22 protein-coding genes are annotated in these 23421 nt (G+C 70.8%); 10 read left to right on the top strand and 12 right to left on the bottom strand.

Annotated features, from left to right (window positions below; translation table 11 throughout):
* Nucleotides 1–33 precede the first annotated feature (33 nt).
* The 3 genes from OG331_RS21540 to OG331_RS21530 form a co-directional block, all read right to left on the bottom strand.
* Nucleotides 34–618 carry a flavodoxin family protein gene (locus tag OG331_RS21540; protein WP_406198627.1) on the bottom strand — a complete coding sequence of 195 codons (585 nt, stop codon included), beginning with the start codon at nucleotides 616–618 and terminating at the stop codon, nucleotides 34–36.
* Nucleotides 619–700: 82 nt separating this feature from the next.
* A complete protein-coding gene (locus tag OG331_RS21535) occupies nucleotides 701–2122 on the bottom strand; it encodes an amidase (protein ID WP_406198624.1) in 1422 nt (473 codons plus the stop codon).
* A 145-nt stretch (nucleotides 2123–2267) separates the two neighbouring features.
* Nucleotides 2268–2789: a DUF6668 family protein gene (locus OG331_RS21530; RefSeq protein WP_406198622.1), complete on the bottom strand. Its 522-nt coding sequence runs from the start codon at nucleotides 2787–2789 to the stop codon at nucleotides 2268–2270.
* Nucleotides 2790–3079: 290 nt separating this feature from the next.
* Here OG331_RS21530 and OG331_RS21525 point away from each other — a divergent pair, with 290 nt between their 5' ends.
* Nucleotides 3080–4399, top strand: a complete 1320-nt coding sequence (locus OG331_RS21525; RefSeq protein WP_406198619.1) for a tetratricopeptide repeat protein — start codon at nucleotides 3080–3082, stop codon at nucleotides 4397–4399.
* A gap of 76 nt (nucleotides 4400–4475) precedes the next feature.
* Here the strand turns inward: OG331_RS21525 and OG331_RS21520 are convergent, their stop codons facing one another.
* The 4 genes from OG331_RS21520 to OG331_RS21505 all read right to left on the bottom strand — a co-directional run bounded on the left by OG331_RS21520 (nucleotide 4476) and on the right by OG331_RS21505 (nucleotide 8254).
* A complete protein-coding gene (locus OG331_RS21520) occupies nucleotides 4476–5420 on the bottom strand; it encodes a M28 family metallopeptidase (protein WP_406198617.1) in 945 nt (314 codons plus the stop codon).
* Nucleotides 5421–5606: 186 nt separating this feature from the next.
* Nucleotides 5607–6089 carry a VOC family protein gene (locus tag OG331_RS21515; protein ID WP_406198615.1) on the bottom strand — a complete coding sequence of 161 codons (483 nt, stop codon included), beginning with the start codon at nucleotides 6087–6089 and terminating at the stop codon, nucleotides 5607–5609.
* Between the two features lie 147 nt (nucleotides 6090–6236).
* Nucleotides 6237–7226, bottom strand: a complete 990-nt coding sequence (rarD, locus tag OG331_RS21510) for an EamA family transporter RarD (protein WP_406198613.1) — start codon at nucleotides 7224–7226, stop codon at nucleotides 6237–6239.
* A gap of 173 nt (nucleotides 7227–7399) precedes the next feature.
* Nucleotides 7400–8254: an SDR family oxidoreductase gene (locus OG331_RS21505; protein ID WP_406198611.1), complete on the bottom strand. Its 855-nt coding sequence runs from the start codon at nucleotides 8252–8254 to the stop codon at nucleotides 7400–7402.
* An 89-nt stretch (nucleotides 8255–8343) separates the two neighbouring features.
* Between OG331_RS21505 and OG331_RS21500 the strand changes: the two genes are divergently transcribed.
* The gene (locus OG331_RS21500) at nucleotides 8344–8742 is read left to right on the top strand and encodes a winged helix-turn-helix transcriptional regulator (RefSeq protein ID WP_406198608.1); all 399 of its coding nucleotides are present in this window, start codon (nucleotides 8344–8346) and stop codon (nucleotides 8740–8742) included.
* Nucleotides 8743–8900: 158 nt separating this feature from the next.
* Here the strand turns inward: OG331_RS21500 and OG331_RS21495 are convergent, their stop codons facing one another.
* The 5 genes from OG331_RS21495 to OG331_RS21475 form a co-directional block, all read right to left on the bottom strand.
* Nucleotides 8901–9980, bottom strand: a complete 1080-nt coding sequence (locus tag OG331_RS21495; RefSeq protein WP_406198606.1) for a 2-oxoacid:ferredoxin oxidoreductase subunit beta — start codon at nucleotides 9978–9980, stop codon at nucleotides 8901–8903.
* Nucleotides 9973–11901 (bottom strand): 2-oxoacid:acceptor oxidoreductase subunit alpha, encoded by a 1929-nt coding sequence (locus OG331_RS21490; RefSeq protein WP_406198604.1) that lies wholly within the window; start codon nucleotides 11899–11901, stop codon nucleotides 9973–9975. Before OG331_RS21490 ends, OG331_RS21495 begins: the two co-directional genes overlap by 8 nt.
* A 287-nt stretch (nucleotides 11902–12188) precedes the next feature.
* On the bottom strand, nucleotides 12189–12887 hold the full coding sequence (locus OG331_RS21485) for a LuxR C-terminal-related transcriptional regulator (protein WP_406198602.1): 699 nt from the start codon (nucleotides 12885–12887) through the stop codon (nucleotides 12189–12191).
* A 303-nt stretch (nucleotides 12888–13190) separates the two neighbouring features.
* Entirely contained in the window at nucleotides 13191–14570 is a 1380-nt protein-coding gene (locus OG331_RS21480; RefSeq protein WP_406198600.1) for a sensor histidine kinase, read from the bottom strand.
* A gap of 126 nt (nucleotides 14571–14696) precedes the next feature.
* Complete coding sequence (locus OG331_RS21475; RefSeq protein ID WP_406198598.1) at nucleotides 14697–15905, bottom strand: sensor histidine kinase; 1209 nt, start codon at nucleotides 15903–15905, stop codon at nucleotides 14697–14699.
* A gap of 339 nt (nucleotides 15906–16244) precedes the next feature.
* On the opposite strand from OG331_RS21475, the gene OG331_RS21470 reads away from it, so the two are divergent.
* Genes OG331_RS21470 through OG331_RS21435 form a run of 8 tightly spaced genes read left to right on the top strand, consistent with a single transcriptional unit; the run spans nucleotide 16245 to nucleotide 23419 of the window.
* Nucleotides 16245–16667 (top strand): NADH-quinone oxidoreductase subunit A, encoded by a 423-nt coding sequence (locus tag OG331_RS21470; protein WP_328424719.1) that lies wholly within the window; start codon nucleotides 16245–16247, stop codon nucleotides 16665–16667.
* Nucleotides 16658–17326 (top strand): NADH-quinone oxidoreductase subunit B, encoded by a 669-nt coding sequence (locus OG331_RS21465; protein WP_406198596.1) that lies wholly within the window; start codon nucleotides 16658–16660, stop codon nucleotides 17324–17326. Before OG331_RS21470 ends, OG331_RS21465 begins: the two co-directional genes overlap by 10 nt.
* Nucleotides 17323–18783 carry an NADH-quinone oxidoreductase subunit C gene (locus OG331_RS21460; RefSeq protein ID WP_406198593.1) on the top strand — a complete coding sequence of 487 codons (1461 nt, stop codon included), beginning with the start codon at nucleotides 17323–17325 and terminating at the stop codon, nucleotides 18781–18783. The genes OG331_RS21465 and OG331_RS21460 overlap by 4 nt, the downstream gene beginning before the upstream one ends.
* Nucleotides 18780–19748 (top strand): NADH-quinone oxidoreductase subunit H, encoded by a 969-nt coding sequence (locus tag OG331_RS21455; RefSeq protein ID WP_406198592.1) that lies wholly within the window; start codon nucleotides 18780–18782, stop codon nucleotides 19746–19748. The genes OG331_RS21460 and OG331_RS21455 overlap by 4 nt, the downstream gene beginning before the upstream one ends.
* 2 nt (nucleotides 19749–19750) lie before the next feature.
* On the top strand, nucleotides 19751–20329 hold the full coding sequence (locus tag OG331_RS21450) for a NuoI/complex I 23 kDa subunit family protein (protein ID WP_406198590.1): 579 nt from the start codon (nucleotides 19751–19753) through the stop codon (nucleotides 20327–20329).
* Nucleotides 20330–20346: 17 nt separating this feature from the next.
* Complete coding sequence (locus OG331_RS21445; RefSeq protein WP_383249144.1) at nucleotides 20347–21039, top strand: NADH-quinone oxidoreductase subunit J; 693 nt, start codon at nucleotides 20347–20349, stop codon at nucleotides 21037–21039.
* Nucleotides 21039–21428 carry an NADH-quinone oxidoreductase subunit NuoK gene (gene nuoK / locus OG331_RS21440; protein WP_363038047.1) on the top strand — a complete coding sequence of 130 codons (390 nt, stop codon included), beginning with the start codon at nucleotides 21039–21041 and terminating at the stop codon, nucleotides 21426–21428. Before OG331_RS21445 ends, nuoK begins: the two co-directional genes overlap by 1 nt.
* The gene (locus OG331_RS21435; RefSeq protein ID WP_406198587.1) at nucleotides 21425–23419 is read left to right on the top strand and encodes an NADH-quinone oxidoreductase subunit L; all 1995 of its coding nucleotides are present in this window, start codon (nucleotides 21425–21427) and stop codon (nucleotides 23417–23419) included. The genes nuoK and OG331_RS21435 overlap by 4 nt, the downstream gene beginning before the upstream one ends.
* The last annotated feature ends 2 nt before the right edge of the window (nucleotides 23420–23421 follow it).

The following is a 23421-nucleotide window of genomic DNA, read 5'->3' as shown; positions in this document are numbered from 1 at the left end:
CTTCGGCAGCAGTCGCACCGGCTTCGGTAGACGTCACTCCGCTTCGTACGGGAAGCGTGCGAGCGGCGCCTCCCGCGCGAAGAAGGTCTTCGCGCGGGCCAGGGCCTCGGCGTCGTTCAGCACGTCACCGGGCTTGCTGCCGTTGCCGAGCAGCACCCCGCCGAAGCGCATCCGCATGTACGCGGCGGAGTTGCTGAGCGTCCCGGCCAGCGGGTCGGCGACCTCCTGCTCCTCGTGTGCGAGCGCGGTGACGCCCCACAGGGTGCGCCCGGCCAGGGTCGCCTTGAAGTCGATCCCGGGCGTGCGCAGCCAGCCCGACCAATAGTCGAGGTAGCGCTTGACGGGGGCGGACACCGAGTACCAGTACAGGGGCGAGGCGATCACGATGTCGGTGGCCGCGAGGGTGGCGTCGAGCAGCAGCGCCACGTTCCCCTGCGTGGGGCGCACATGGTCGCTGTCGTGCCGTAGATCCTCGAAGTCGGGCAGCGGGTGTGCGGCCAGGTCGATCCACTGCTGCTCGACACCCTCGGGCAACTGCTCGGCGGCCCGGTGGGCCAGCAACTCGGTGTTGCCGTCGGAGCGGCTGCTGCCGAGGACGAACAGGAAACGGCGGGTCATGGGTCCCCCAAACGGTCGGCCCCTCATCAGGCCATGGTCGGCGTACGACAAATAATCGCACGTGCATTATATGCACACGCATTCAGATGTCGCCGGCGGTCGGCCACGGTCCGATATGTCTCTCGGCCACCCCTGCCACTGCGAGCAACAGCGACTCCGCGCCGTGCGCCGCCACCAACTGGAGCCCGACCGGACACCCGTCCGGCCCGAACCCCGCCGGGATGCTGATCGCAGGATGCCCGCTCAGGTTGAACGCCCAGGTGAGCGAGGTGGAGTACCGGTCGTCGGGGCCGGCGTGGCCGTGCGGCGGGGTGGGGGCGGTCGGCGTCAGCAGCAGCCGGGTTTCGGTGAAGAGGTCGGCCAGGCGGTCGTCGTTGGCAGCTCGGATCCGGTGGATACCGGGGTCGGCTGGGGCTGAGGCCGAGGCGGGGGCGGCGTCCGGGGACCGCAGGGCGAGCCATGCCGGGGCCGGGTCGTCGAGGCGGAGCGGAGTCCGCGGGCGTACAAGCCGCACAGCCCCGGCCTCGGCCAGCCGTACTGCCGCGGCGTGGGCGACGGCGACCACGTCCGGGTCGGGGGCGTCGAAACCGAGGTCGGGTGACCACACGGCGGTCGGGACGTCGGGTCGGTCGGCCCAGTCGTACGGGGCGGGATCGGGGGGTCCGGCCAGGCTGCACTCGTACGGGCCGGGAACAGGAGGTCCGGCGAGGCTGCCGTACGGGCCCGGGTCGGGAGGTCCGGCGAGGCTGCCGTACGGCCCGCCACCGGCTGGCCCGGCGAGGCTGCCGTACCCACCGGAACCGGGTGGCCTGTCCGCGTCCGCCTCTTCCCCCGACACCACACCCCAGTACGCCGCCGCATCCGCCACGCACCGCGCGAGCACTCCCGGCGCCATGAGCCCCGTGCGATCGGTCGACGGCAGCCGCCCGTTGCCGGCCTTGAGCCCGACGACCCCGCACCACGCCGCCGGAATCCGCACCGACCCGGCCCCGTCGCTCCCGGTCGCGAGGGGGACCAGCCCCGTCGCCACCGCCGCCGCGGACCCGGCCGAGGAGCCGCCCGGCGTACGGTCGTGGCGCCAAGGATTGACGGTACGGCCGTAACGGCCAAGTCCCCAGGTCTGCCAGGGGGTTCCCGGCCCCGGGACCGACGTCGCCCCGACCGGCACGCACCCCGCCGCGAGCAGGGGGCCCGCTGTCCGAAGTCCCCGCCGCCCCTTCACCCCGATCGGCACTCCGGCCAGTGGCAGCCGCTCACCCGCCATGACCCGCGCGTCCACCTCGCCGGCCCGCCGGAGCGCGTCCTCGCTCCACACCTCGATGAAGGCGGAGAGGGCGGGGTCGGCCCGCTCGATCCGTTCGAGGGCCTTCGCGACGACGTCGACGGCGTGGAGGGTGCGCGAGCGTACGGCCGAGGCGATCTCTACGGCCGACAGGGCGGCAGCGGCAGGACCGGGACCTGGGGCGGATACGGGATCAGGGTCCGGGCCGGGGGTGGGCGTCATGGGGTGATTCTCCGCGAGGCCCTCGCAGGGCTCATACGCTCGGCCGACCCGAGCCCCCGACCTGAACCGTCGGCCTCAGCGAGGATGCTCCGTCACCTGAACCGCCGGCCTCAGCGAGAGTGCCCCGTCACCTGAACCGTCGACCTCAGCGAAAACGCCCCGTCAACCGAGCCAACGCCGCCGCCTCCCGTGGCGCCTGCCCGCTCAGTTCGCCGAGCCGCCAGGCAGCCACCCACGGCACCCGGTACACGTCGATGACCGACTCGATCACCTTGACGCGCTCGGCGAGCGGTCGCGGCAGTCGGCCCGGCGCGTCCGCGACCAGGACGACGGCATCGAGATCGAGACCGTGCGGAGCCTCCCCGCGTCGAAAGACTTCGAGGGCACCCAGGGCCGCGGCCAGCCCGGCCGCATGCGTGCGGGCCACGAGCAGCACCGACGGGGGATCGGCGGGCCCGGGCCAGTTGCGCCCGCAGTCGTGGCCGCCGTACACCGCGGCCAGAGTGGAGGCACCCGCTCCGCCGTGCACGCCGACCCAGGAGAAGCGCCGGGGCGTGACGGCGGCAGGGGAGGGCGAGGGCTCCTCGGGCAGGGCCACCGGCCCGCGGATCCAGATCTCCGGCCCCGGCTCGGGCCGCCCGTGCTGCACGTGCATGTCGGTCCGCATGCCCGCACTCCTCCCTCCCACGCGATTGATCTTGGCGCCAGGCATGAGAACGCTGTGACGTGGCACAAGCTCCTGGAACGAGTCTGTGACGCCCCGGTGACGCCCGCGCCGGGCGGTACCGGAGAGACTCGACAGTACGTGTACGACGTGTCCGAAGTACGTGTACGACGTGTCCGACCTGTACGACCGGATGTTGATGCCGGGAAGCGGTACCCGACGGCGGGAGGGAGCACCATGGAGCCCGAACGTGCTGTCGGTGAAACCCCCGACACATGCGAGTGAGGGAAGCGATGTCTCGACTGAGCCGCGCGATGAAGCGGGAACAGAAACGCGCCGCGGCCATAGCGGCCCCCGTGGCCGCGCCGATCGACGTACGCGTCCCCGCCGGTGGTCCGGGCGCGGGTGGTGCGTCGATCGGCGGCGTACCCGTCCCCGCGGTTGCGGGTGAGGAGATCCAGCAGACCGTCCTGACCCATCTCCGGCGCATCGCCGTCGCCGCCGGGCATTCCGTGCACGCCACGATCCATGACGAGCGGATCGGGTACGTCGTGCCGCTGCGGGTGGAGGCGGATGGGTCCAGTCACTTCACGGCCGAGCCCGTGCGAACGCCTCCGGCGCCTCCGGCGCCACCGAGCGAGTCCCCGGTGCCGACAGAAGCCGTACGGCCCCCCGCGGACCGGCCCGCCCCACCCGCGCCCTCGGCATCACAGCCCGCGCCGCCCGCCGCTCCGCCCGCCGCGCAGCCCGTGCCACCCGCGTCGCTCCCGTCGGATCAGGCTCCGCATCGGGACAGGCCCACGCATGTCCTACGACCGCTGCCGGACCCGGCATCGGAGGCCTCGCCCACGTTCCGGCTGCGCGCGCTGCCCGAGCCGGCGGGGGACGCGGTACCCGGCACGGTCCCACCGCCGCTGGGGGAGTTCGGCCCACCGCCGTCCATGGTCGCGTGGCCGGAGCCGGCGGACCTGCCCGCCCCGACCCCTGCCGCCGCCCCGACCCCCACCCCCGCCCGGGTCCCCGACCCCGTCCTCGTCCCCGACCCCACCCCCGAGCTCGACTCCAAGCCCACCCCGCCTCGCGGTTTCGACGCCGTGGCCGAAGCCGTCCTCGGGGACGCGCCTCCGGCCACGACCGCCGACGCCTCGCCGTTCGCGGAGCAGATGGCGCAGGTCAACGAGGCCGTGAAGGAGGGGCGGACCACGGAGGCGACGGAACTGGCGGAGCGGACCGTGGCCCAGGCATCGTCGGTGCTGGGTCTGGAGCACCCCGAGGTGCTCGGGATGCGTGAACTCGCCGCGTACATCGCCTACCTGGGGGGCGACCCGGAGCGCGCCTTCGCGCTCGCCCTCGACGTGGCCCGGACGCACCACCGCACCCGCGACGCGGAGGCGGCGTACGGCAGCCTCCACGGCGCGGCCACGGCATGGCGGGCGGTACGGGACCCGGCCCTGGGCCTGGCCCTGGGCCGGGACCTGCTCGCGCTGTGGGACGAGCTGATGGCGGAGGGCGGCCCGGCCGCCGAGGAGGCCGAGGAACTGGAGTCGGCCCGCGCCCGCATGGACCGCCTCACCGCCCGAGCCGCCAAGTCGACCGAACCGCCCGCCGGTTGATGACCCGAGTCGCCGCTCGGGACTCGAATCGACCGGGTGGTGCCTTACTGCCTCACTGCCGTACTGCCTTACTGCCTTACTCCGAGAGCTCCCACACCGCATACGCGACCGCGTCGCTGTTGCGGTTCAGGGCGGTGTCGTTGATGTTGGACGTGTTGTCGCAGGACGAGTGGTAGCAGCGGTCGAAGGACTGCCCCGACGTGCCGCCCCACTTGGTCGCCTGCGCCGCGGTCTTCGTGCGGCTGGCCCCGGTGAACAGCCCGCCCACCGGCACGCCCGCGCTCTTGAACGGCGCGTGGTCGGAGCGGCCGTCGCCCTCGGTCTCGATCTCGGTGGCGACGCCGAGGCCGGCGTAGTAGTCCTTGAAGGTCTTCTCGATCGCGGGGTCGTCGTCGTAGACGAAGTAGCCGGGGTTGGGCGAGCCGATCATGTCGAAGTTCAGGTAGCCGCTGATCTTCGCGCGGTTGGCGGAGGAGAGGTTGTTGACGTAGTAGCGGGAGCCGACGAGCCCCAGCTCCTCCGCGCCCCACCAGGCGAACCGCAGATGCTTGGTGGGCTGGTAGCCGGCCCGCGACACGGCGAGCGCGGTCTCCAGGACCGCCGCCGAGCCGGAGCCGTTGTCGTTGATGCCGGGGCCGGAGGAGACGCTGTCGAGGTGCGAGCCGGCCATGACGACCTGGTTGGTGTCGCCGCCGGGCCAGTCGGCGATCAGGTTGTAGCCGGTACGGCCGGAGGACGTGAACTGCTGGATGGCGGTGGTGTACCCGGCGGCGTCCAGCTTCGCCTTCACATAGTCGAGGGAGGCCTTGTAGCCGGGGCGGCCGTGGGCGCGGTTGCCGCCGTTGGCGGTGGCTATGGACTGGAGCTGGGTGAGGTGGGCCTTCACGCTCGCCACGGGTATGTCGGGCGCGGCGGCGACGGAGGGCGCGGGTGCCGCGCCGGCTATGGATCCGCCGGTCAGCAGCAGGACGGCCGCGACGGTACCGGCCGTCATCGCGCGCCCGGAGACGGAGAGCTTCATGTGGGGGGCTCCGAATTCCAGGAGGCCCCCTGTGGGATGGCCACAGGGGAGCCACAGTGAATGGGGTGCCTGGATCGTGGAGCTAAGCCTGACTCTCCGTCAAGAGGGCTGTGAGTGCAGGAAGTTCGGGCGGGGAAGAGGCATCCTTCGGGTGGAGAAGGGGCATGAGGAGATCCCCGGCGGGCCTCACTGCACGCAGAACTCGTTCCCCTCCGGATCCGCCATCACCGCCCACTCCCCGCCCGGCTCCTTCACGTGCCGCAGCACATTCGCCCCCAGCCCCTGCAGCCGCTGGACCTCGCTCTCGCGCTCCCCGGCCGCCGCATGCAGATCGAGATGGAGCCGGTTCTTGACGGACTTTGCCTCCGGCACGCGCTGGAACAGCACCCGCCGCCCCAGCCCGGTCCCGCTGTCCTTGTCGAACGGGTCGTCCGGATGCCGTACGGCCACCAGGTCCCGGAAGGCGAGACGTGCGTGGAACTCGACGACGTCCTCCCGCGGCAGCACGCCGAGCTCCAGCAGCCGCTCGATGAACGCGCCGTTGTCCTCGACCTCGTAGTGCAGCGCGGCGGCCCAGAAGTCTGCCTGGGACTGGGGGTTGGCGCTGTCGACGACGAGCTTCCAGTGGAGGGGGGTGGGGGCGGAGGTGGATTTCGGTGCCTGTGTCATGCGACCACTCATAGGGGGTGGGGGAGGGGGCCGCAATGAGAATCGCCGGGATGGGGCAGTCTCAGCCCGTCCGGTGTCCGCCGGGGTGGGGCAGTCTCAACCCGTCCGGTGTCCGCCGGGGCGGGCAATCTCGGCCCGCCCGGTGTTTCAGGCGTCCACCGCGGCGGACGCCGGCTTCTCGACCCGCGGCACGCTGAGCCGAGCCACCCTGCCCCTGTGCGCGGAGCGCCACGCGTCGGCCGTCAGCAAGGTCAGCGCCAGCCAGACCAGCGCGAACCCGGCCCACCGCTCGGCAGGCATCGCCTCATGGAAGTACAGGATGCCGAGCAGGAACTGGAAGACCGGCGCCAGGTACTGCAGCAGCCCCAGCGTCGACAGCGGTACGCGTATCGCGGCCGCGCCGAAGCAGACGAGCGGCAGGGCGGTGACGACGCCGGTGGCCGCGAGCAGGGCCACATGTCCGGGCCCCTCCGAGGCGAACGTCGACTCCCCGCGCGCCCCCAGCCACGCCAGATACCCCACGGCGGGCAGGAACTGGATCGCGGTCTCCGCGGCCAGCGACTCGACGCCGCCGAGGTTGACCTTCTTCTTCACCAGCCCGTACGTGGCGAAGGAGAAGGCGAGGACGAGGGAGATCCACGGCGGCCGGCCGTACCCGACGGTCAGCACGATCACGGCCGCGAAGCCGACCCCCACCGCCGCCCACTGCACCGGCCGCAGCCGCTCCTTCAGCAGCAGCACGCCCATCGCGATGGTGACGAGCGGATTGATGAAGTACCCGAGGGATGCCTCGACCACGTGTCCCGAGTTCACGGACCAGATGTAGACGCCCCAGTTGACGGTGATCACGGCCGCGGCAACGGTGACGAGCGCCAGCCGCCGCGGCTGCCGTATCAGCTCACCCGCCCAGGCCCAGCGCCGGACGAAGACCAGCGCGACCGCCACGAAGACGAGGGACCAGGCCATCCGGTGCGCGAGGATCTCGATCGCGCCGGCGGGCTTCAGCAGGGGCCAGAACAGGGGAACGAGCCCCCACATCCCATACGCGGCGAAGCCGTTCAGCAGTCCTATACGCCGCTCTCCCTGCGACTTCCCGCTCACGGCCCCTCCTTCTCGCACACACCGGACCGCGCCCATACGACGGTCTGCACGAAGGTAACGCCGAATGCCCCCGCCTGTCATGCCCGTATCGCCATACGGTCATGACAGGCGGGGGTGGAGCGCCCAAGGTGCCCTGGGGGGCGTCGGCCCTCGGGGCGCGGGCCCGCGGGGCCCGGTCCTCAGGCCCTCCGCCCTCGGTCCTCGCGAACTCAGGCCTTGAGGCCGGCCGCGATCGCCTCGGCCAGCGGCGTGGTCGCACGGCCGGTCAGGCGGGACAGGTCCCCGCTGTCGACGACCAGCTCGCCCTTCTCGATGGAGGCGTCCACACCGGCCAGGATCACGGCGAACGGCTCGGGCACCCCGGCACCGGCCAGGATGCCGACGAGGGCGTCCGTGGAGACGGCGTTGTCGGCGATCTCCTTGCCGGTCTGCCGGCTCAGCTCGGCGGCGTACTCGGCGAGGCTCCACGCGACGTCGCCGCCCAGCTCGTACGTCTGGTTCTCGTGCCCCTCGCCCGTCAGTACGGCGACGGCGGCGGCCGCGTAGTCGGCGCGGGAGGCGGAGGAGACACGGCCCTCGCCGGCGGCGTGGGTGACAGCGCTGTACTGCAGCACCGGGGCGAGGTTCTCGGTGTAGTTCTCGTGGTACCAGCCGTTGCGCAGCAGTGCGTACGGCAGCCCGGACTCCAAAAGCGCCTTCTCGGTGCCGCGGTGGTCGTCGGCGAGGGCGGCCGTGAGGCTGCCGGGGGCGCTGGTGTAGGCGAGCAGGGCGACACCGGCGGCCTTGGCGGCGTCGATGACGACCTTGTGCTGGCCGACACGGTCGTTGCCGACCTCGCTGCCGGATATGAGCAGCACCTTGTCGCCGGCTGCGAACAGTCCGTCGAAGGTCTCGGGCGCGTTGTAGTCGGCGACGGCGATCTTCACGCCGCGCTCGGCGAGGTCGGCGACCTTCTCGGGGGTGCGGACGACGGCGGTGACCTGGTCGGCCGGAACCTTCTCCAGCAACTGCTCCACGACGTGGCGGCCGAGGTGTCCGGTGGCTCCGGTGACGACGATGCTCATGATCAGAACTCCTTGTGGGGTGCGGTGGCACTAACCCTAGGAGGTGCGCTAACTCTGCGAAAGTACCCACTTTGAAGTAAGGTACTGGTATGGCAGTAAGTGACGTGGTGAGCGCAACGACGAGCAAGTACGACATCGGCGAGCAGATGTGCCCCTACCGCCTGGTCCTGGAGCACGTCACCAGCCGCTGGGGCGTCCTTGTCCTGATCGAACTGATGGAGCGCCCCTACCGCTTCAGCGAACTGCGGCGGGCGATCGGCCGGGTCAGCGAGAAGATGCTGACCCAGACCCTCCAGACCCTGGAACGGGACGGCCTGATCCACCGCGACGCCCAGCCGGTGATCCCTCCGCGGGTCGACTACTCCCTGACCGACCTCGGCCGCGAGGCGGCGGAACAGGTGCGCGGACTGGCGCTGTGGACCAAGGACCGGATGGGAGACGTGCAGAAGGCGCGGGTCGCGTACGACGCGCGCAAGAGCGGCTCCTAGAGCGGGCATCTAGAGCGGGCACCTGGAGCGGATCCTGAACGACAGGACCCAGGAGTCAGCAGGTCCCAGGAGTCAGCAGGCCCCAGACCCGGCCGGAGCGACCGAGGGCCCGGATGCCGTACGACACCCAGGCCCTCAACTCTCTCCGAACGTGCCGGTCAGCCCACCACAGTCCAGGTGTCCCCACCCGCCAGCAGCGCAGCCAGGTCCCCCTTGCCGTTCTGCTCGATGGCCGTGTCCAACTGGTCGGCCATCTGCGTGTCGTACACCGGACGCTCCACCGAGCGCAGCACACCGATCGGGGTGTGGTGCAGGGTGTCCGGATCGGCCAGGCGGGACAAGGCGAAAGCCGTGGTCGGGGATGCGCAGTGGGCGTCGTGGACCAGGATCTGCGACTCGTTCTCCGGGGTCACGGTGACGACCTTCAGGTCGCCGGTCTGCGGGTCCCGCACGACGCCGCGCGCACCATCGGTGCCGAAGCGGATCGGCTGTCCGTGCTCCAGCCGGATCACGGCCTCCTCGGCCTGCTGCTTGTCCTTGAGGGCCTCGAAGGCGCCGTCGTTAAAGATGTTGCAGTTCTGGTAGATCTCGATCAGCGCCGTACCCCGGTGGGCAGCCGCCTCGCGCAGCACCTGGGTGAGGTGCTTGCGGTCGGAGTCCACCGTGCGCGCCACGAAGGACGCCTCCGCGCCGATGGCCAGGGACACCGGGTTGAAGGGCGCGTCCAGCGAGCCCATCGGCGTCGACTTGGTGACCTTGCCGACCTCGGAGGTCGGGGAGTACTGGCCCTTCGTCAGGCCGTAGATCCGGTTGTTGAACAGCAGGATCTTGAGGTTGACGTTGCGGCGCAGGGCGTGGATCAGATGGTTGCCGCCGATCGACAGCGCGTCACCGTCGCCCGTGACCACCCACACGCTCAGGTCCCGGCGCGACGTGGCCAGCCCCGTCGCGATCGCGGGGGCACGGCCGTGGATGGAGTGCATGCCGTACGTGTTCATGTAGTACGGGAAGCGGGACGAGCAGCCGATGCCCGAGACGAAGACGATGTTCTCCTTGGCCAGACCCAGCTCCGGCATGAAGCCCTGAACCGCGGCGAGGATCGCATAGTCACCGCAGCCGGGGCACCAGCGCACTTCCTGATCGGACTTGAAGTCCTTCATGGACTGGCGGGCCTCGGCCTTGGGGATGAGCGAAAGTGCCTCGATCGTGCCCGCGCCTTCCGTGGACGTCTCAGGCATCGATGGCCTCCTTGAGAGCCTTGGCGAGCTGTTCCGCCTTGAACGGCATGCCGTTGACCTGGTTGTACGAGTGGGCATCCACCAGGTACCTCGCCCGGACCAGAGTGGCGAGCTGGCCGAGGTTCATCTCGGGGATCACCACCTTCTCGTAGCGTCCGAGTACCACGCCCAGGTTGCGCGGGAACGGGTTCAGATGGCGCAGATGCGCCTGCGCGATCGACTCGCTGGCGGTGCGCAGCCGACGAACCGCGGCCGTGATCGGGCCGTACGTCGATCCCCAGCCCAGCACCAGTGTCTTCGCCTCGTGCGGGTCGTCGACCTCCAGGTCGGGCACCTCGATGCCGTCGATCTTGGCCTGGCGGGTGCGGACCATGAAGTCGTGGTTGGCCGGGGCGTAGGAGATGTTGCCCGTGCCGTCCTCCTTCTCGATGCCGCCGATCCGGTGCTCCAGGCCCGGAGTGCCCGGGATCGCCCACGGCCGGGCGAGGGTCTGCGGGTCGCGCTTGTACGGCCAGAAGACCTCGCTGCCGTCCTCCAGGGTGTGGTTCGGGCCCTGCGCGAACTGCACGGCCAGATCCGGCAGCTCCTCCAGCTCCGGGATCCGCCAGGGCTCCGAGCCGTTGGCCAGATAGCCGTCCGACAGCAGCATCACCGGAGTGCGGTACGTCAACGCGATCCGCGCCGCCTCCAGGGCCGCGTCGAAACAGTCGGCCGGGGTGCACGGGGCGACGATCGGGATCGGCGCCTCGCCGTTACGGCCGAACATCGCCTGCAACAGGTCCGCCTGCTCCGTCTTCGTCGGCAGCCCCGTCGAGGGCCCGCCGCGCTGGATGTCGATCACCAACAGCGGCAGCTCCAGCGACACCGCCAGCCCGATCGTCTCCGACTTCAGCGCCACACCGGGGCCGGAGGTCGTGGTCACCGCCAGCGAGCCGCCGAAGGCCGCACCCAGCGCCGCGCCGATGCCCGCGATCTCGTCCTCGGCCTGGAAGGTCCGCACACCGAAGTTCTTGTGCCGGCTCAGCTCGTGCAGGATGTCCGAGGCCGGGGTGATCGGATACGAGCCCAGGTAGAGCGGCAGGTCCGCCTGGCGGGACGCGGCGATCAGCCCGTAGGACAGGGCGAGGTTCCCGGAGATGTTGCGGTAGGTGCCGACCGGGAAGGCCGTCGTCGCCGGGGCGATCTCGTAGGAGACGGCGAAGTCCTCGGTCGTCTCGCCGAAGTTCCAGCCCGCGTGGAAGGCCGCGATGTTCGCCGCCGCGATCTCCGGCTTCTTGGCGAACTTCAACGTCAGGAACTTTTCGGTGCCCTCCGTCGGCCGGTGGTACATCCAGCTCAGCAGGCCCAACGCGAACATGTTCTTGCTGCGCTCGGCCTCCTTGCGGGTGAGGTCGAACTCCTTGAGCGCCTCGACCGTCAGCGTGGTCAGCGGCACCGGATGGAGGCTGTACCCGTCGAGCGAGCCGTCCTCCAGGGGGCTGGTGTCATAGCCCACCTTCTGCATCGCCCGTTTGGTGAACTCGTCCGTGTTGACGATGATCTCCGCGCCGCGCGGAAGATCGCCGATGTTGGCCTTCAGCGCCGCCGGGTTCATCGCGACCAGCACGTTCGGCGCGTCGCCCGGAGTCAGGATGTCGTGGTCGGCGAAGTGCAGCTGAAAGGAGGACACGCCGGGCAGAGTGCCGGCGGGAGCGCGGATCTCGGCCGGGAAGTTCGGCAACGTCGACAGGTCGTTGCCGAAGGACGCCGTTTCCGAGGTGAAACGGTCGCCGGTGAGCTGCATACCGTCGCCCGAGTCCCCCGCGAAACGAATGATCACCCGGTCCAGCCGGCGGACGTCCTTCGTCCCTGCCGGTTTGCGCTGCTCTCCCACGACGGCTTCGTCGGCCTGCTCCGCTGGGCTACTGACCTGGCTGGTCACTGAACTGGACCTCCTTCGAGGCGGCTGTCTGCGCATGGCCTTCCCGCAAGCCTTCCCAGGATCAACCCTACGTCCGCAAAGGTCGCCCTCCCTGGGCCATTCGCATGACGGACGCGGGTTTGACCTGGTTCGCCACCCTGACTTGTCATGGTTTACACGCCCCCCGACGCTTCTTTTGAAGACGCTCCCTGCTCACTGTTCGGTTGCCGCGTTCGTGCTTGTCGGCCGGCCTGCTCGGCGGGCGCCGCGCGAACGGTTGCCCATTTGACTGACACGGTGTCAGTACGTCAGGAGTTCAGATAGGTGAGGACCGCAAGAACGCGACGGTGATCCCCGTCACTCTGGGACAGTCCGAGCTTGAGGAAGATGTTGCTGACGTGCTTCTCGACGGCGCCGTCGCTCACCACCAGCTGCCGGGCGATCGCGGAGTTGGTCCGCCCCTCCGCCATCAGTCCCAGGACCTCCCGCTCCCGCGGGGTGAGCCCCGCCAGCACATCCTGCTTACGGCTGCGGCCAAGGAGCTGCGCGACGACCTCCGGGTCGAGGGCCGTACCCCCTCGGGCCACCCGCACGACGGCGTCCACGAACTCCCGAACCTCCGCCACGCGGTCCTTGAGCAGATAGCCGACTCCACGGCTGGAACCGGCCAGCAGCTCCGTGGCGTACCGCTCCTCCACGTACTGCGACAGCACGAGTACCCCGAGTCCGGGGTGCGTCTTGCGCAGCTGCACGGCCGCCCGCACCCCTTCGTCGGTGTGCGTCGGCGGCATTCTGACGTCCGCCACCACCACATCCGGCAGCTCGCCCAGCCCGTCCAGCTCCGTGATGGTCTTGATCAACGCTTCGCCGTCCCCGACGCCGGCCACGACCTCGTGCCCACGGTCGGTCAGCAGCCGGGTCAGCCCCTCCCTGAGCAGCACCGAATCCTCGGCGATGACCACCCGCACCTTGTCCTCCACGATCCCCGGCCCCCCGTGCCTCGGCATTCGGCCGAGCGTCTCCCGGCCCTGTCGTCCTCGCGACCTCAGTATCCCGCGATCTGCTCTCCGCCACCGGGCCTGTGGATAACCCGCCCGAGCCGGTTGGGATCGCTTGTGGACAAAGGAGGCGTCTTGGGGGGCGCGTGCTCGGGGAGCACTCACCTTCAAGAGACCGAAGGAGGGCCGGGGGCCGAAGAGCCGGGACCGAAGAAGGGCCGTGGGGGGCGTGACGATGGCCTGGAGGCGGACGAGGTCCGCTCCAGGCCAATGACATTTGTCGAACTACACAGTGGGCTTACGCGAATGCGTCTACACGGTCCGCCAAGGAAGCTCCGCCGTGACCCGCGTAGGCCCGCCGACCGGCGAGTCCACCACCAGAATCCCGTCCACCGCGTCCAGTCGCTCCGCCAGCCCGGCCAGCCCCGACCCCCCGGATATGCCGGCACCACCGATCCCGTTGTCCACGACCTGCAGCATCAGCCGGTTCTCCACCTGCCACACGTCCACCGCCGCCCATGTGGCCCGCGCATGCTTGCTGATGTTCTGCAGCAGCTCCGACACCGTGAAGTAGGCGATCCCCTCGATCGCCGGCACCGGCCGCTGCTCCAGATCCACCTGGACCTCCACCGGCACCGTGCACCGCGAGGCCACCGCCGACAGGGCCGCGTCCAGCCCGCGGTCGGTCAGGACCGCCGGATGAATCCCGCGGGCCAGATCCCGCAGCTCCTGCAACGCCGTCTTCACCTCGCCGTGCGCCTCGTCGACCATGCGCGCCGCCGCCTGCGGGTCCTCCGTCAGCTTCTCCTTCGCCAGACCCAGATCCATGGCCAGAGCCACCAGGCGGGCCTGGGCACCGTCGTGCAGGTCGCGCTCGATGCGTCGCAGGTCCGCGGCGGCCGTATCGACGACGACCCCGCGGTCCGACTCCAGCTCCACCACGCGCGTGGCCAGCCGCGACGGTCCGAGCAGGCCGTGCACCAGCAGCCGGTCCACCTGCGTCAGCGCCCGCACGATCCACGGCGTGGCCAGCGTGAACAGCAGGCCGACCAGCGCGGTGAGCGTGATCTCGAACGGGTTGTCGAGGTAGAAGTGGTGCGTCTCGTCGCCGTACACCTGGATGCCGTCCTGGCCGACCCACATCGGGAACACCCAGAACCACAGCGGATACGTCAGCATCGCCCAGCCGTACGCCCAGACGTTCACGGCGACGACGAAGGAGAACACCGCCCACGGGAAGTGCAGCACCGCGTACAGCACGCTCCGCCACGACGTCCCGCTCTTCAGTACGGCGCCCATCCACGCCATGAACCCGCGCCGGCGCATCCGCAGCGGCTCCGGGTCGGCCACGTCCAGGTGCAGCAACGCACGCGCGCGTGCCCGCTCCAGCGCGCCGAAGGCCCGGCAGCCGGCCAGCCCCGCCGCCAGCACCGGGATGCCGAGGAACGTCACCAGCAGACCCGCGCCCAGCGACACCATCGTGATGGCGTAGACGAACAGCATGATGCTGATCGGCAGGCTCAGCAGCACGTACCCGAACTCGCGCCAGCTGCGTGCCTCGAACGGCGCCCGCAGCCCCGCCGGCAGCCGGTGCCGTCGCTCGCCGCCCTGCTCGGGAAGGCCGTGCTCGGGAAGGCCGTGCTCGGGGTAGCCGAGCCCGTGCCCGTAGCCCTGTCCGTACTCCGTGGCCATCGGTGTCGTCCGTTCTCCTCGTCCCGACAGCCCCGCCCCGGGGCTGTGCCGTCGTATCTCCAACCCTGCTGCGCCGCAGGTCCACGGACCATGGAGGCCGTCGGCGTCTTGAACGGGGGGTTTTCCCTACCCCTGCCCGGGGACGCGGTCGCGCCAGGGCAGCTCGGCCGTCACGGTCGTAGGACCGCCCAGGGGTGACTCGATGACGAACAGGCCGTCCACGGCGTCCAGCCGGTCGGCGAGACCGCGCATGCCCGTGCCGCCGTCGAGACGCGCGCCCCCGCGGCCGTCGTCTCCGACCTGGATGAGCAGCCGGTCGTCCGAACACCACACGTCGACCGACGCCGACTTCGCCCCGCTGTGCTTGCTGATGTTCTGCAGCAGTTCGGAGACGGTGAAGTAGGCGATGCCCTCGATGGCCGCGGCCGGTCTGGACAGCAGGTCGACGGTCACCTTCACCGGCACCGTGCAGCGCGAGGCGACCGCCGACAGGGCGGCATCCAGGCCGCGGTCGGTGAGGACGGCCGGGTGGATGCCGCGGGCGAGATCCCGTAGCTCCTGAAGCGCCAGTTTCACCTCGCCGTGCGCCTCCGCGACCATCGACGCCGCCCCGTCGGGATCCTCCAGCAGCTTCTCCTTGGCCAGGCCCAGCCCCATGGCCAGGTTGACCAGACGCGCCTGCGCGCCGTCGTGCAGGTCGCGCTCGATGCGCCGCAGGTCGGCCGCGGCCGTGTCCACCACGACCCCCCGGTCCGACTCCAGTTCCGCGATACGGCGTTCCAGCTCGTCGGAGGGCGACAACAGGCCCCGCACCATCGCCCGGTCCACGTTCGTCAGGCCCCGCGCGATGAACGGCAGCACCGGCCACAGCACGAACAGCGAGGTCAGCGTGATGACGAAGGTGAGGATGCCCCAGGGCAGGCGGATGAAGTCGTACAGGATCGTGCGCCAGCCGACGGGGTCCTTCAGCGCCAGCCACAGCTGTGGGAAGAAGCCGTCCTTGCCGCCGCGCAACGGCAGCGGACTCGGCTCGTCCACCCGCACCCCGAGCAACGCACGCGCGCGTGAGCGCTCCAGCTTGCCCAACTGCCGCGCACCCACCAGGCCGGCGGCGAGCAGCGGGAACCCGATCACCGTCAGCGTCAGCAAGGCACCGGTGAACAGCACTGTCACGACGTAGACGAAGCCGAGCAGCGCCAGCGGAAGATTCGCCAGGAGGTGCGCGATCTCCTTCCACGTGTGCCGGTCGTAGGCGAAACGGGCAGGTGGCAGCGGCGGCTGGTCACCGTCGGAACGCTGGGAGGCGTCCCACGAAGGGCTGGGGCTTTCGGTCATATGCGCTAGCGTGCCGCGCAGTGCGCCGCCGCGCCATGAGGCGGACCGCCGAGGTCTTCCGGGGGAAATCCCCACCCCGCGTCCCACCCCGCGCACACCCCCGCGCGCATCCTCGTGCCCATCGTCGGACCGGCCGGGGATCGGCCGCCGTATCCCGACGAGAGTCGGGCGGCGTCCCGAGGCGAGTCTCGACGGGATCTCAAGGTGTGACGGGCTGCTTACGCTGGCTTTAGCAGGGCCTAGACTCCCGTGCGTACAGATCGTCGAACAGCGGTGTTCACGAGATCAGCAGGTCGCGGGACACTGGTAGACAACGAGGTCAGGGAGCGAGGGGCGGACGTGTCGGAACAGACCGTCGTCGTCGCGGCGGATGTGCACTACGTCGTCGTCTCGGCGGACTACTTCCAGTCCTACTCGGTCGTCGGACTGCTGGCCGTCATCGGCGTGCTGTTCGTCGCCGTCGCCTTCGGGGCGGGCCGACTGCTGCGCCCCGTGGTCCCCACGCCCGAAAAGCTCCTGACGTACGAGTGCGGCGTCGACCCCGTCGGCGAGGGCTGGGCGCACACCCAGGTCCGCTACTACGTCTACGCCTTCCTCTACGTGATCTTCGCCATCGACTCGATCTTCCTGTTCCCCTGGGCGACCGTGTTCGCCGACCCGGGCTACGGCGCGACCACCCTCGTCGAGATGTTCATCTTCCTCGGCTTCCTGGCCGTGGGCCTGCTCTACGCATACAAGAAGGGCGTCCTGGCATGGACGTGACGCCAGAAGTGAACTCGCCGGAGCGCGCGGAAGTGGATTCGCCGGAGCCCGTTCTGCTCCCGGAGCCGAAGCGGCTGGGCGCGTTGGCCCGCCTCGCCCCGGAGCCGATGAAGGTGATCCTGAACTGGGGCCGCCGCTATTCGCTCTGGGTCTTCAACTTCGGCCTCGCCTGCTGCGCCATCGAGTTCATCGCCGCGTCGATGGCCCGCCACGACTTCATCCGCCTCGGCGTGATCCCCTTCGCGCCCGGCCCCCGGCAGGCCGACCTCATGGTCGTCTCGGGCACGGTCACGGACAAGATGGCCCCCGCCGTGAAGCGCCTGTACGAACAGATGCCCGAGCCGAAGTACGTCATCTCCTTCGGCGCCTGCTCGAACTGCGGCGGCCCGTACTGGGACTCCTACTCCGTCACCAAGGGCGTCGACCAGATCATCCCGGTGGACGTGTACGTCCCCGGCTGCCCGCCACGCCCCGAGGCACTGCTCCAGGGCATCCTGAAGCTCCAGGAGAAGATCGCGCGGGAGTCGCTGGGGGAGCGGTACGGCACCGGAGCGGCCCGGCCGTCCACGGCGGCGTTGCAGAGTGGGCTGGTGCGCGGGCCGCAGGCGCCCGATGCCGGCGGAACGGGTGCCGACGGCGCGGGGGAGGCCGACCGATGACGACGATCGGCTGGCTGCCCGCCCCCGTCGAGGACCTCTTCGGCCCGGAGGCCACGGCCGAGGAGTCCTACGAGGTCCTGACGGTCGACGTCCCCCCGACGTCCTGGATCCCCGCACTTGAAGCGGCCCGCGACGAGCTGGGCTGCACCTACTTCGACTGGCTGAGCGCGGTCGACGAACCCGGCACCGGCTTCCGCGTCGCCGCCCACGTCGCCGCCCTGTCTCCGGTACGGCGCCTGCTGGTCCGCACGACGGTCCCGCACGAGGCACCGACGCTGCCCTCCGCGATCGGCGTCTACGCCGGCGCGGCCTGGCACGAACGCGAGACGCACGAAATGTTCGGCGTGGCCTTCACCGACCACCCCGCCCTCGACCACCTGCTCCTCCCGGAGAACTTCGAGGGCCACCCCCTCCGCAAGGACTTCGTCCTCGCAGCCCGCGTCGCCAAGGCCTGGCCCGGCGCCAAGGAACCCGGCGAGTCCGAACACGGCGGCCCGAAACGCCGCCAGATACTGCCCCCCGGTGTCCCCGACCCGAACGAATGGGGCCCCCTGAAGGGCCAACTCCCCCCTGCCCCAACCCGCCCGGCCCGCGGCGCGGCACGCACAGCAGGGGAACGACCGACCCGCGCAACGGGCGAGCGACCGGTCCGACGCACGCGCACGTCGTCGGAGGGTTCGGCGAGCCAGACGGAGGCTCCGGCTGCGGGTGGGGCTCCGACGGGGGCTCCTGCTGCGGGTGCCGCGCGGCGTGCCCGTACGGCCGCGGAGGGTTCGGCCAGCCAGACGGAAGCCTCGGCTGGTGCCGAGCCCGCAACGGGCCCGGCCCGGCGTACGCGTACGGCAGCCGAAGGGTCGGTCAGTCAGCAGGACGCCGCTTCGCCGGCCGAGACATCCGCCGGCGAGCCGGTCGCTACGGACTCCGAGAACTCGCCGGAGGCGGGCGGATCCCCGGCAGGCACCGGAACGCCGCCGACCACGTCCGGCACGCCGACCGTCGCGCGCCGCACGCGGAGCGCAAACGAGGGCTCGGCGAGCCAGCGGACGGCAGAGACGTCGACGGACGCGACGACCGAGGGAGCGCCCGCGTCGAACCCCCGCAGCGCGGACGCCCCCTGGCACCACGCCCGCCCGGCCTTCGACGAACCGGCACTCAAGCAACAGCCCGAGCCCGCGCCGGAGCCGGAGCCCGCGCCGGGGCCGGAGCCGGAGAGCGTGGCCGAGCCCGCATCGGAGCCGAAGAGCGAGGCCCAGCGCGCGCCGGAATCGAAGAGCGAGGCCGAGCCGCAGACCGAAGCCGAGACCCAGACCGAGGCCAAGTCACCGTCGGAGACCCCGGCGAAGCCCGACCCGTCCGACCCCGCAGCCACGCCCGAAGGCGCCGAAGACTCCACCGACGAAAACCCGGACCACCCGGACCACCCGGACCGCACAGACCCCTCAGGAGGCCCGCAGTGAACGACGCGCTCGACGTCACCCTGCGACTCCTGATCGTCTTCGTCGTCTTCCTGACCTTCCCCCTGCTCATCGGCCAGACCGAGCACAAGGTGATGGCCCACATGCAGGGCCGCCTCGGCCCGATGTACGCCGGCGGCTTCCACGGCTGGGCCCAACTCGTCGCCGACGGCGTGAAGTTCGCGCAGAAGGAGGACGTGGTCCCGGCGGGCGCGGACCGCCGTATCTTCCAGCTCGCCCCCGCAGTGGCCCTCCTCCCGTACCTGCTCGTCCTCCTCGCCATCCCCGTCGGCCCGAGCGAGGGCGCGGTCGGTGAGGTCATCGACGCGGGCATCTTCTTCGTCCTGGCGGTCATGGGCGTAGGCGTCCTCGGCTCACTCATGGCCGGCTGGGCCTCCGCCAACAAGTTCTCCCTCCTCGGCGGCCTTCGCACCGCCGCTCAGCTTCTCGCCTACGAACTCCCGATGCTGCTCACCGCCGCCTCCGTGGCGATGGCTGCCGGCACTGTCTCCCTCCCCGGCATCCTCGACGCCTTCGAGTGGTGGTGGCTGCCCTGGCAGATCGTCGGCGCGATCGTCTTCTTCGTCGCCGGACTGGCCGAGCTGCAGCGACCGCCCTTCGACATGCCAATCGCGGACTCGGAGATCATCTTCGGCGCCTACACCGAGTACACCGGCCTCCGTTTCGCTCTGTTCCTCCTCGCCGAGTACGCCGGAATCGTCGTCCTGTGCGGCCTGACCACCGTCCTCTTCCTGGGTGGTTGGCACGGCCCCTGGGGTGCCGACGGCCTCGGCTGGGTGTGGACCCTGCTGAAGGCGGCCGTCCTCGCCTTCATCGTGATCTGGCTCCGCGTCACCTACCCCCGCCTGCGCGAGGACCAGCTCCAGAAGCTTTCCTGGACTCTCCTCGTGCCCCTCTCCCTCGCCCAGATCGCCCTCACCGGCATCGTCAAGGTGGTGATCCAGTAACCATGGCCCCCATCCCTGGCAGTGGCCTGGCCAAGGGCCTGGCCGTCACCCTCCGCACGATGACGAGGAAGTCCGTCACCGCGCAGTACCCGGACACCCAGCCCGACCTCCCGCCCCGCACCCGCGGCGTGATCGGCCTGTTCGAGGAGAACTGCACGGTCTGCATGCTCTGCGCCCGCGAGTGCCCGGACTGGTGCATCTACATCGACTCCCACAAGGAGACGGTCCCGGCGGCGGCTCCGGGCGGCCGCGAACGCAGCCGCAACGTCCTCGACCGCTTCGCCATCGACTTCGCCCTGTGCATGTACTGCGGTATCTGCATCGAGGTCTGTCCTTTCGACGCCCTGTTCTGGTCCCCGGAGTTCGAGTACGCCGAGACCGATATCCGCGAGCTCACCCACGAGCGCGACAAGCTCCGCGAGTGGATGTGGACCGTCCCGGCCCCGCCCGCCCTCGACCCCGGCGCGGAGGAGCCCAAGGAGATCGCCGCCGCTCGCAAGGCTGCTGAGAAGCTGGCGGCCGCGCAGGCTGCGGAGGCCGAACCGACCGAGCCGACCGGGCCGCAGGAGGGTGAGTCGTGACCACCACTTCCGCCGCACTGACCCTGGCCGCCGACACGCACGGCTTCCTCTCCCCGACCGGCGTCGAGATCGTTTTCCTCCTGGTGGGCCTGGTCACCTTCGGCGCCGCGCTCGTCACCGTCACCACTCGGCAGCTGGTGCACGCCGCCCTGTGGCTGGTGGTCACGCTCGGCGGCCTTGCCGTCGAGTACCTCCTGCTCACCGCCGAGTTCATCGCCTGGGTGCAGGTCCTCATCTACGTCGGTTCCGTCGTCGTCCTCCTCCTGTTCGGTCTGATGCTCACCAGAGCCCCCATCGGCCGCTCCCCGGACGCTGACTCCGGCAACCGCTGGGCCGCCCTCACCGTGGCCGTCGCTGCCGCCGCCACCCTGATCTGGGTGGTCGTCGACGCCTTCCGCGCGACCTGGATCGACCTGGACGGCCCCGCCGCCGGCTCCACCAAGGCCACCGGCGAGAGCCTCTTCCAGAACTGGGTCCTCCCCTTCGAGGCCCTCTCCGTCCTTCTCCTCGCCGCGCTGGTCGGGGCGATCGTGCTGTCCCGCAAGGCGAAGGCGGAGTCGGGCTCTCCCTCTGTGAACTCCCGAGCCGTGACCGGTGGTTCCCCAGCCGTCCCGGATTCCCGTAATCACCCGGTCGGGCGAAACAAGCCGGTCGCGGGAACCGATCAGGCCGAAGGAACCGATCCGGCCGAGCAGGAAGGCGCCCGCTGATGCACCTCGCCTATCCCGCCGTACTCTCCGCGCTCCTCTTCTGCACCGGCCTGTACGGCGTGCTCGCCCGCCGCAACGCGATCCTGGTCCTGATGTCGGTCGAGCTGATGCTCAACGCCGTCAACCTCAACCTGGTCGCCTTCGACGTCTGGCTCAGCAAGGCCGCCGCGGACACCCTGCACTCCGGCCAGGCCCTGACCCTGTTCACGATCACCATCGCCGCCGCCGAGATCGGCATCGGCCTGGCGATCGTCCTCGCCGTCCACCGCAACCGCGGCACCGCGGACATCGACAAGCTCCGCGACACCGCCGAGAGCCACGACACCGATGGCCCCGACCGCGACGCCTCCACGGCCCCGCAGGCCGAGAAGGCTGAGGCCACCGCGTGACCACGACCACCCTCGCCGCCCTCGTCCCTCTCATTCCTTTCCTCGGCGCCGCGGCCGGCCTGCTCCTGGGCCGCACGGCGCCCGGCTTCGTCCGCCCGCTCGCCGTTCTTCCGACGCTGACGTCCCTCGTCCTCGCCGCGGTGGTCGCCGTGCGCCAGGGCGGAGACCAGGCGATCAACGCCGCCACCGAGCTCACACCCACCGGCTCGGTCCCGATCGAACTCGCCCTGTACATCGACGGCTTCGCCACCCTTGTCGCCGTACTCGTCGGCGTCGTCGCCACCTGCGTGCAGATCTACTCCACGGGCTACCTGCGCGAGGACCCGCGCTACCCGTCGTACGCCGCCCTCGTCTCCCTGTTCACCTCGGCGATGCTGCTCGTCGTCTACTCCGGCGACCTGATGGTGCTGCTGGTCGGCTGGGAGATCATGGGCATCTGCTCGTACTTCCTGGTCGGCCACTACTGGGAGACCCCGGAGGCCCGTGCCGCCTCCATCAAGGCGTTCCTGGTGACCAAGCTCGGTGACGTCCCCTTCCTCATCGGCCTGTTCGCGCTGGCCACCGACGCCGGTTCGTTCCGCATCACGAAGATCCTCGGCACCGTCGCGAGCGGCGGACTCGACCACCCGACACTGATCGCCCTCCTGCTCCTCGCGGGCGTGGCGGGCAAGTCGGCGCAGTTCCCGCTGCACACCTGGCTCCCCGACGCGATGGCGGGCCCGACCCCCGTCTCCGCGCTGATCCACGCCGCGACGATGGTCGCCGCCGGTGTCTACTTCGTCGCCCGTCTCCTCCCGGTCTTCGAGGCCTCCCAGGCCGCGATGATCGTCCTCGCCGTCATGGCCGCCGTCACGATGGTCGGCTCGGGTATCGCCGCGCTCGCCCAGGACGACATCAAACGCGTGCTCGCCTATTCGACGATCGGTCAGCTCGGTTACATGACCGGCGCCCTCGCCGTCGCCGACCGCGGTGCCGCCGTCTTCCACCTCCTCTCCCACGGCGCCTTCAAGGCGCTGCTGTTCCTCGCGGCCGGCGTGATCATCCACGCCGCCGGCACCAACTCGCTGGCTGCCATGTCGCGCATGACCCACCTGCGCAACCGCGTCCCGGACGCCTTCTGGACGATGACCGTGGCGCTCCTTGCGCTCGCCGCGATCCCGCCGTTCAGCGGCTTCTTCTCCAAGGAGTCCGTCCTCGGCGCCGCCGAGCACGTCGCCACCGGCCACACCGAGCACGCCCCCGGTGCCGCGGGCTGGCTCATCCTCGTCTCCGGCCTGCTCGCGGCCCTGCTCACCGCCGCCTATGCGATGCGCCTGTGGCTGCTGGCCTTCTGCGGCCACGGCGCCGAGGCCCCCGACCACGGCAGGCAGCCGCTGACGATGACCGTGGTGCTGTGGGTGCTTGCCGTCCCGTCCCTCGCCGTCGGCGCGTTCGCCTACCGCGAGCTCCCCGACTGGTTCGACGGCCGCGACCTCGCCCCGACCCTCACCACCTCGGTACTCGGAACGGGCGTGGCCCTCGTCGGCGGCATCGTCACCTATGCGGCCTGGCGCCACCTCGCGGCCGTGGCGGCACGCGTCCCGCTGGGTGCGGTCGCGGCCCACCCCGAGGGTGATGCCGGCCAGGTCGAGGCGGAGGCCATCGCCAGCCACGCGCCCGTGTACGGAGGAGTGGCGTACGCGCCCGACCCGGCGGACCCGGGCCGGCTGCTGCTCGGCCCGCTGCACCGTCATGCCGCCGTCGGCTTCCACCTCGACGCGGTGTACCGGGCCCTGTTCGTCCGCCCGGTCCAGGCAGGCGCGAGTCTCGTCCGGTTCCTCGACCGCGAGGTCGTCGACACCTACGTGCGTGGCGCGGGTGCTCTACCCCGCTGGCTCGGCATCGCCGTACGGCGCGCCCAGACCGGCAATGTGCAGACCTATGTGAGCGCCCTGCTCGCCGGCACCGTCGTCCTGGCGGTCGCCGCCGTCCTCGTCGCCGCGGGAGCGTGAGC

The sequence above is a fragment of the Streptomyces sp. NBC_01017 genome, from assembly GCF_045162795.1.
In the GTDB taxonomy this organism is placed as follows: Bacteria; Actinomycetota; Actinomycetes; order Streptomycetales; family Streptomycetaceae; genus Streptomyces; species Streptomyces machairae.
The sequence above is the reverse complement of the archived record's forward strand: the minus strand, read 5'-3'. Positions and strand labels throughout refer to the sequence as shown.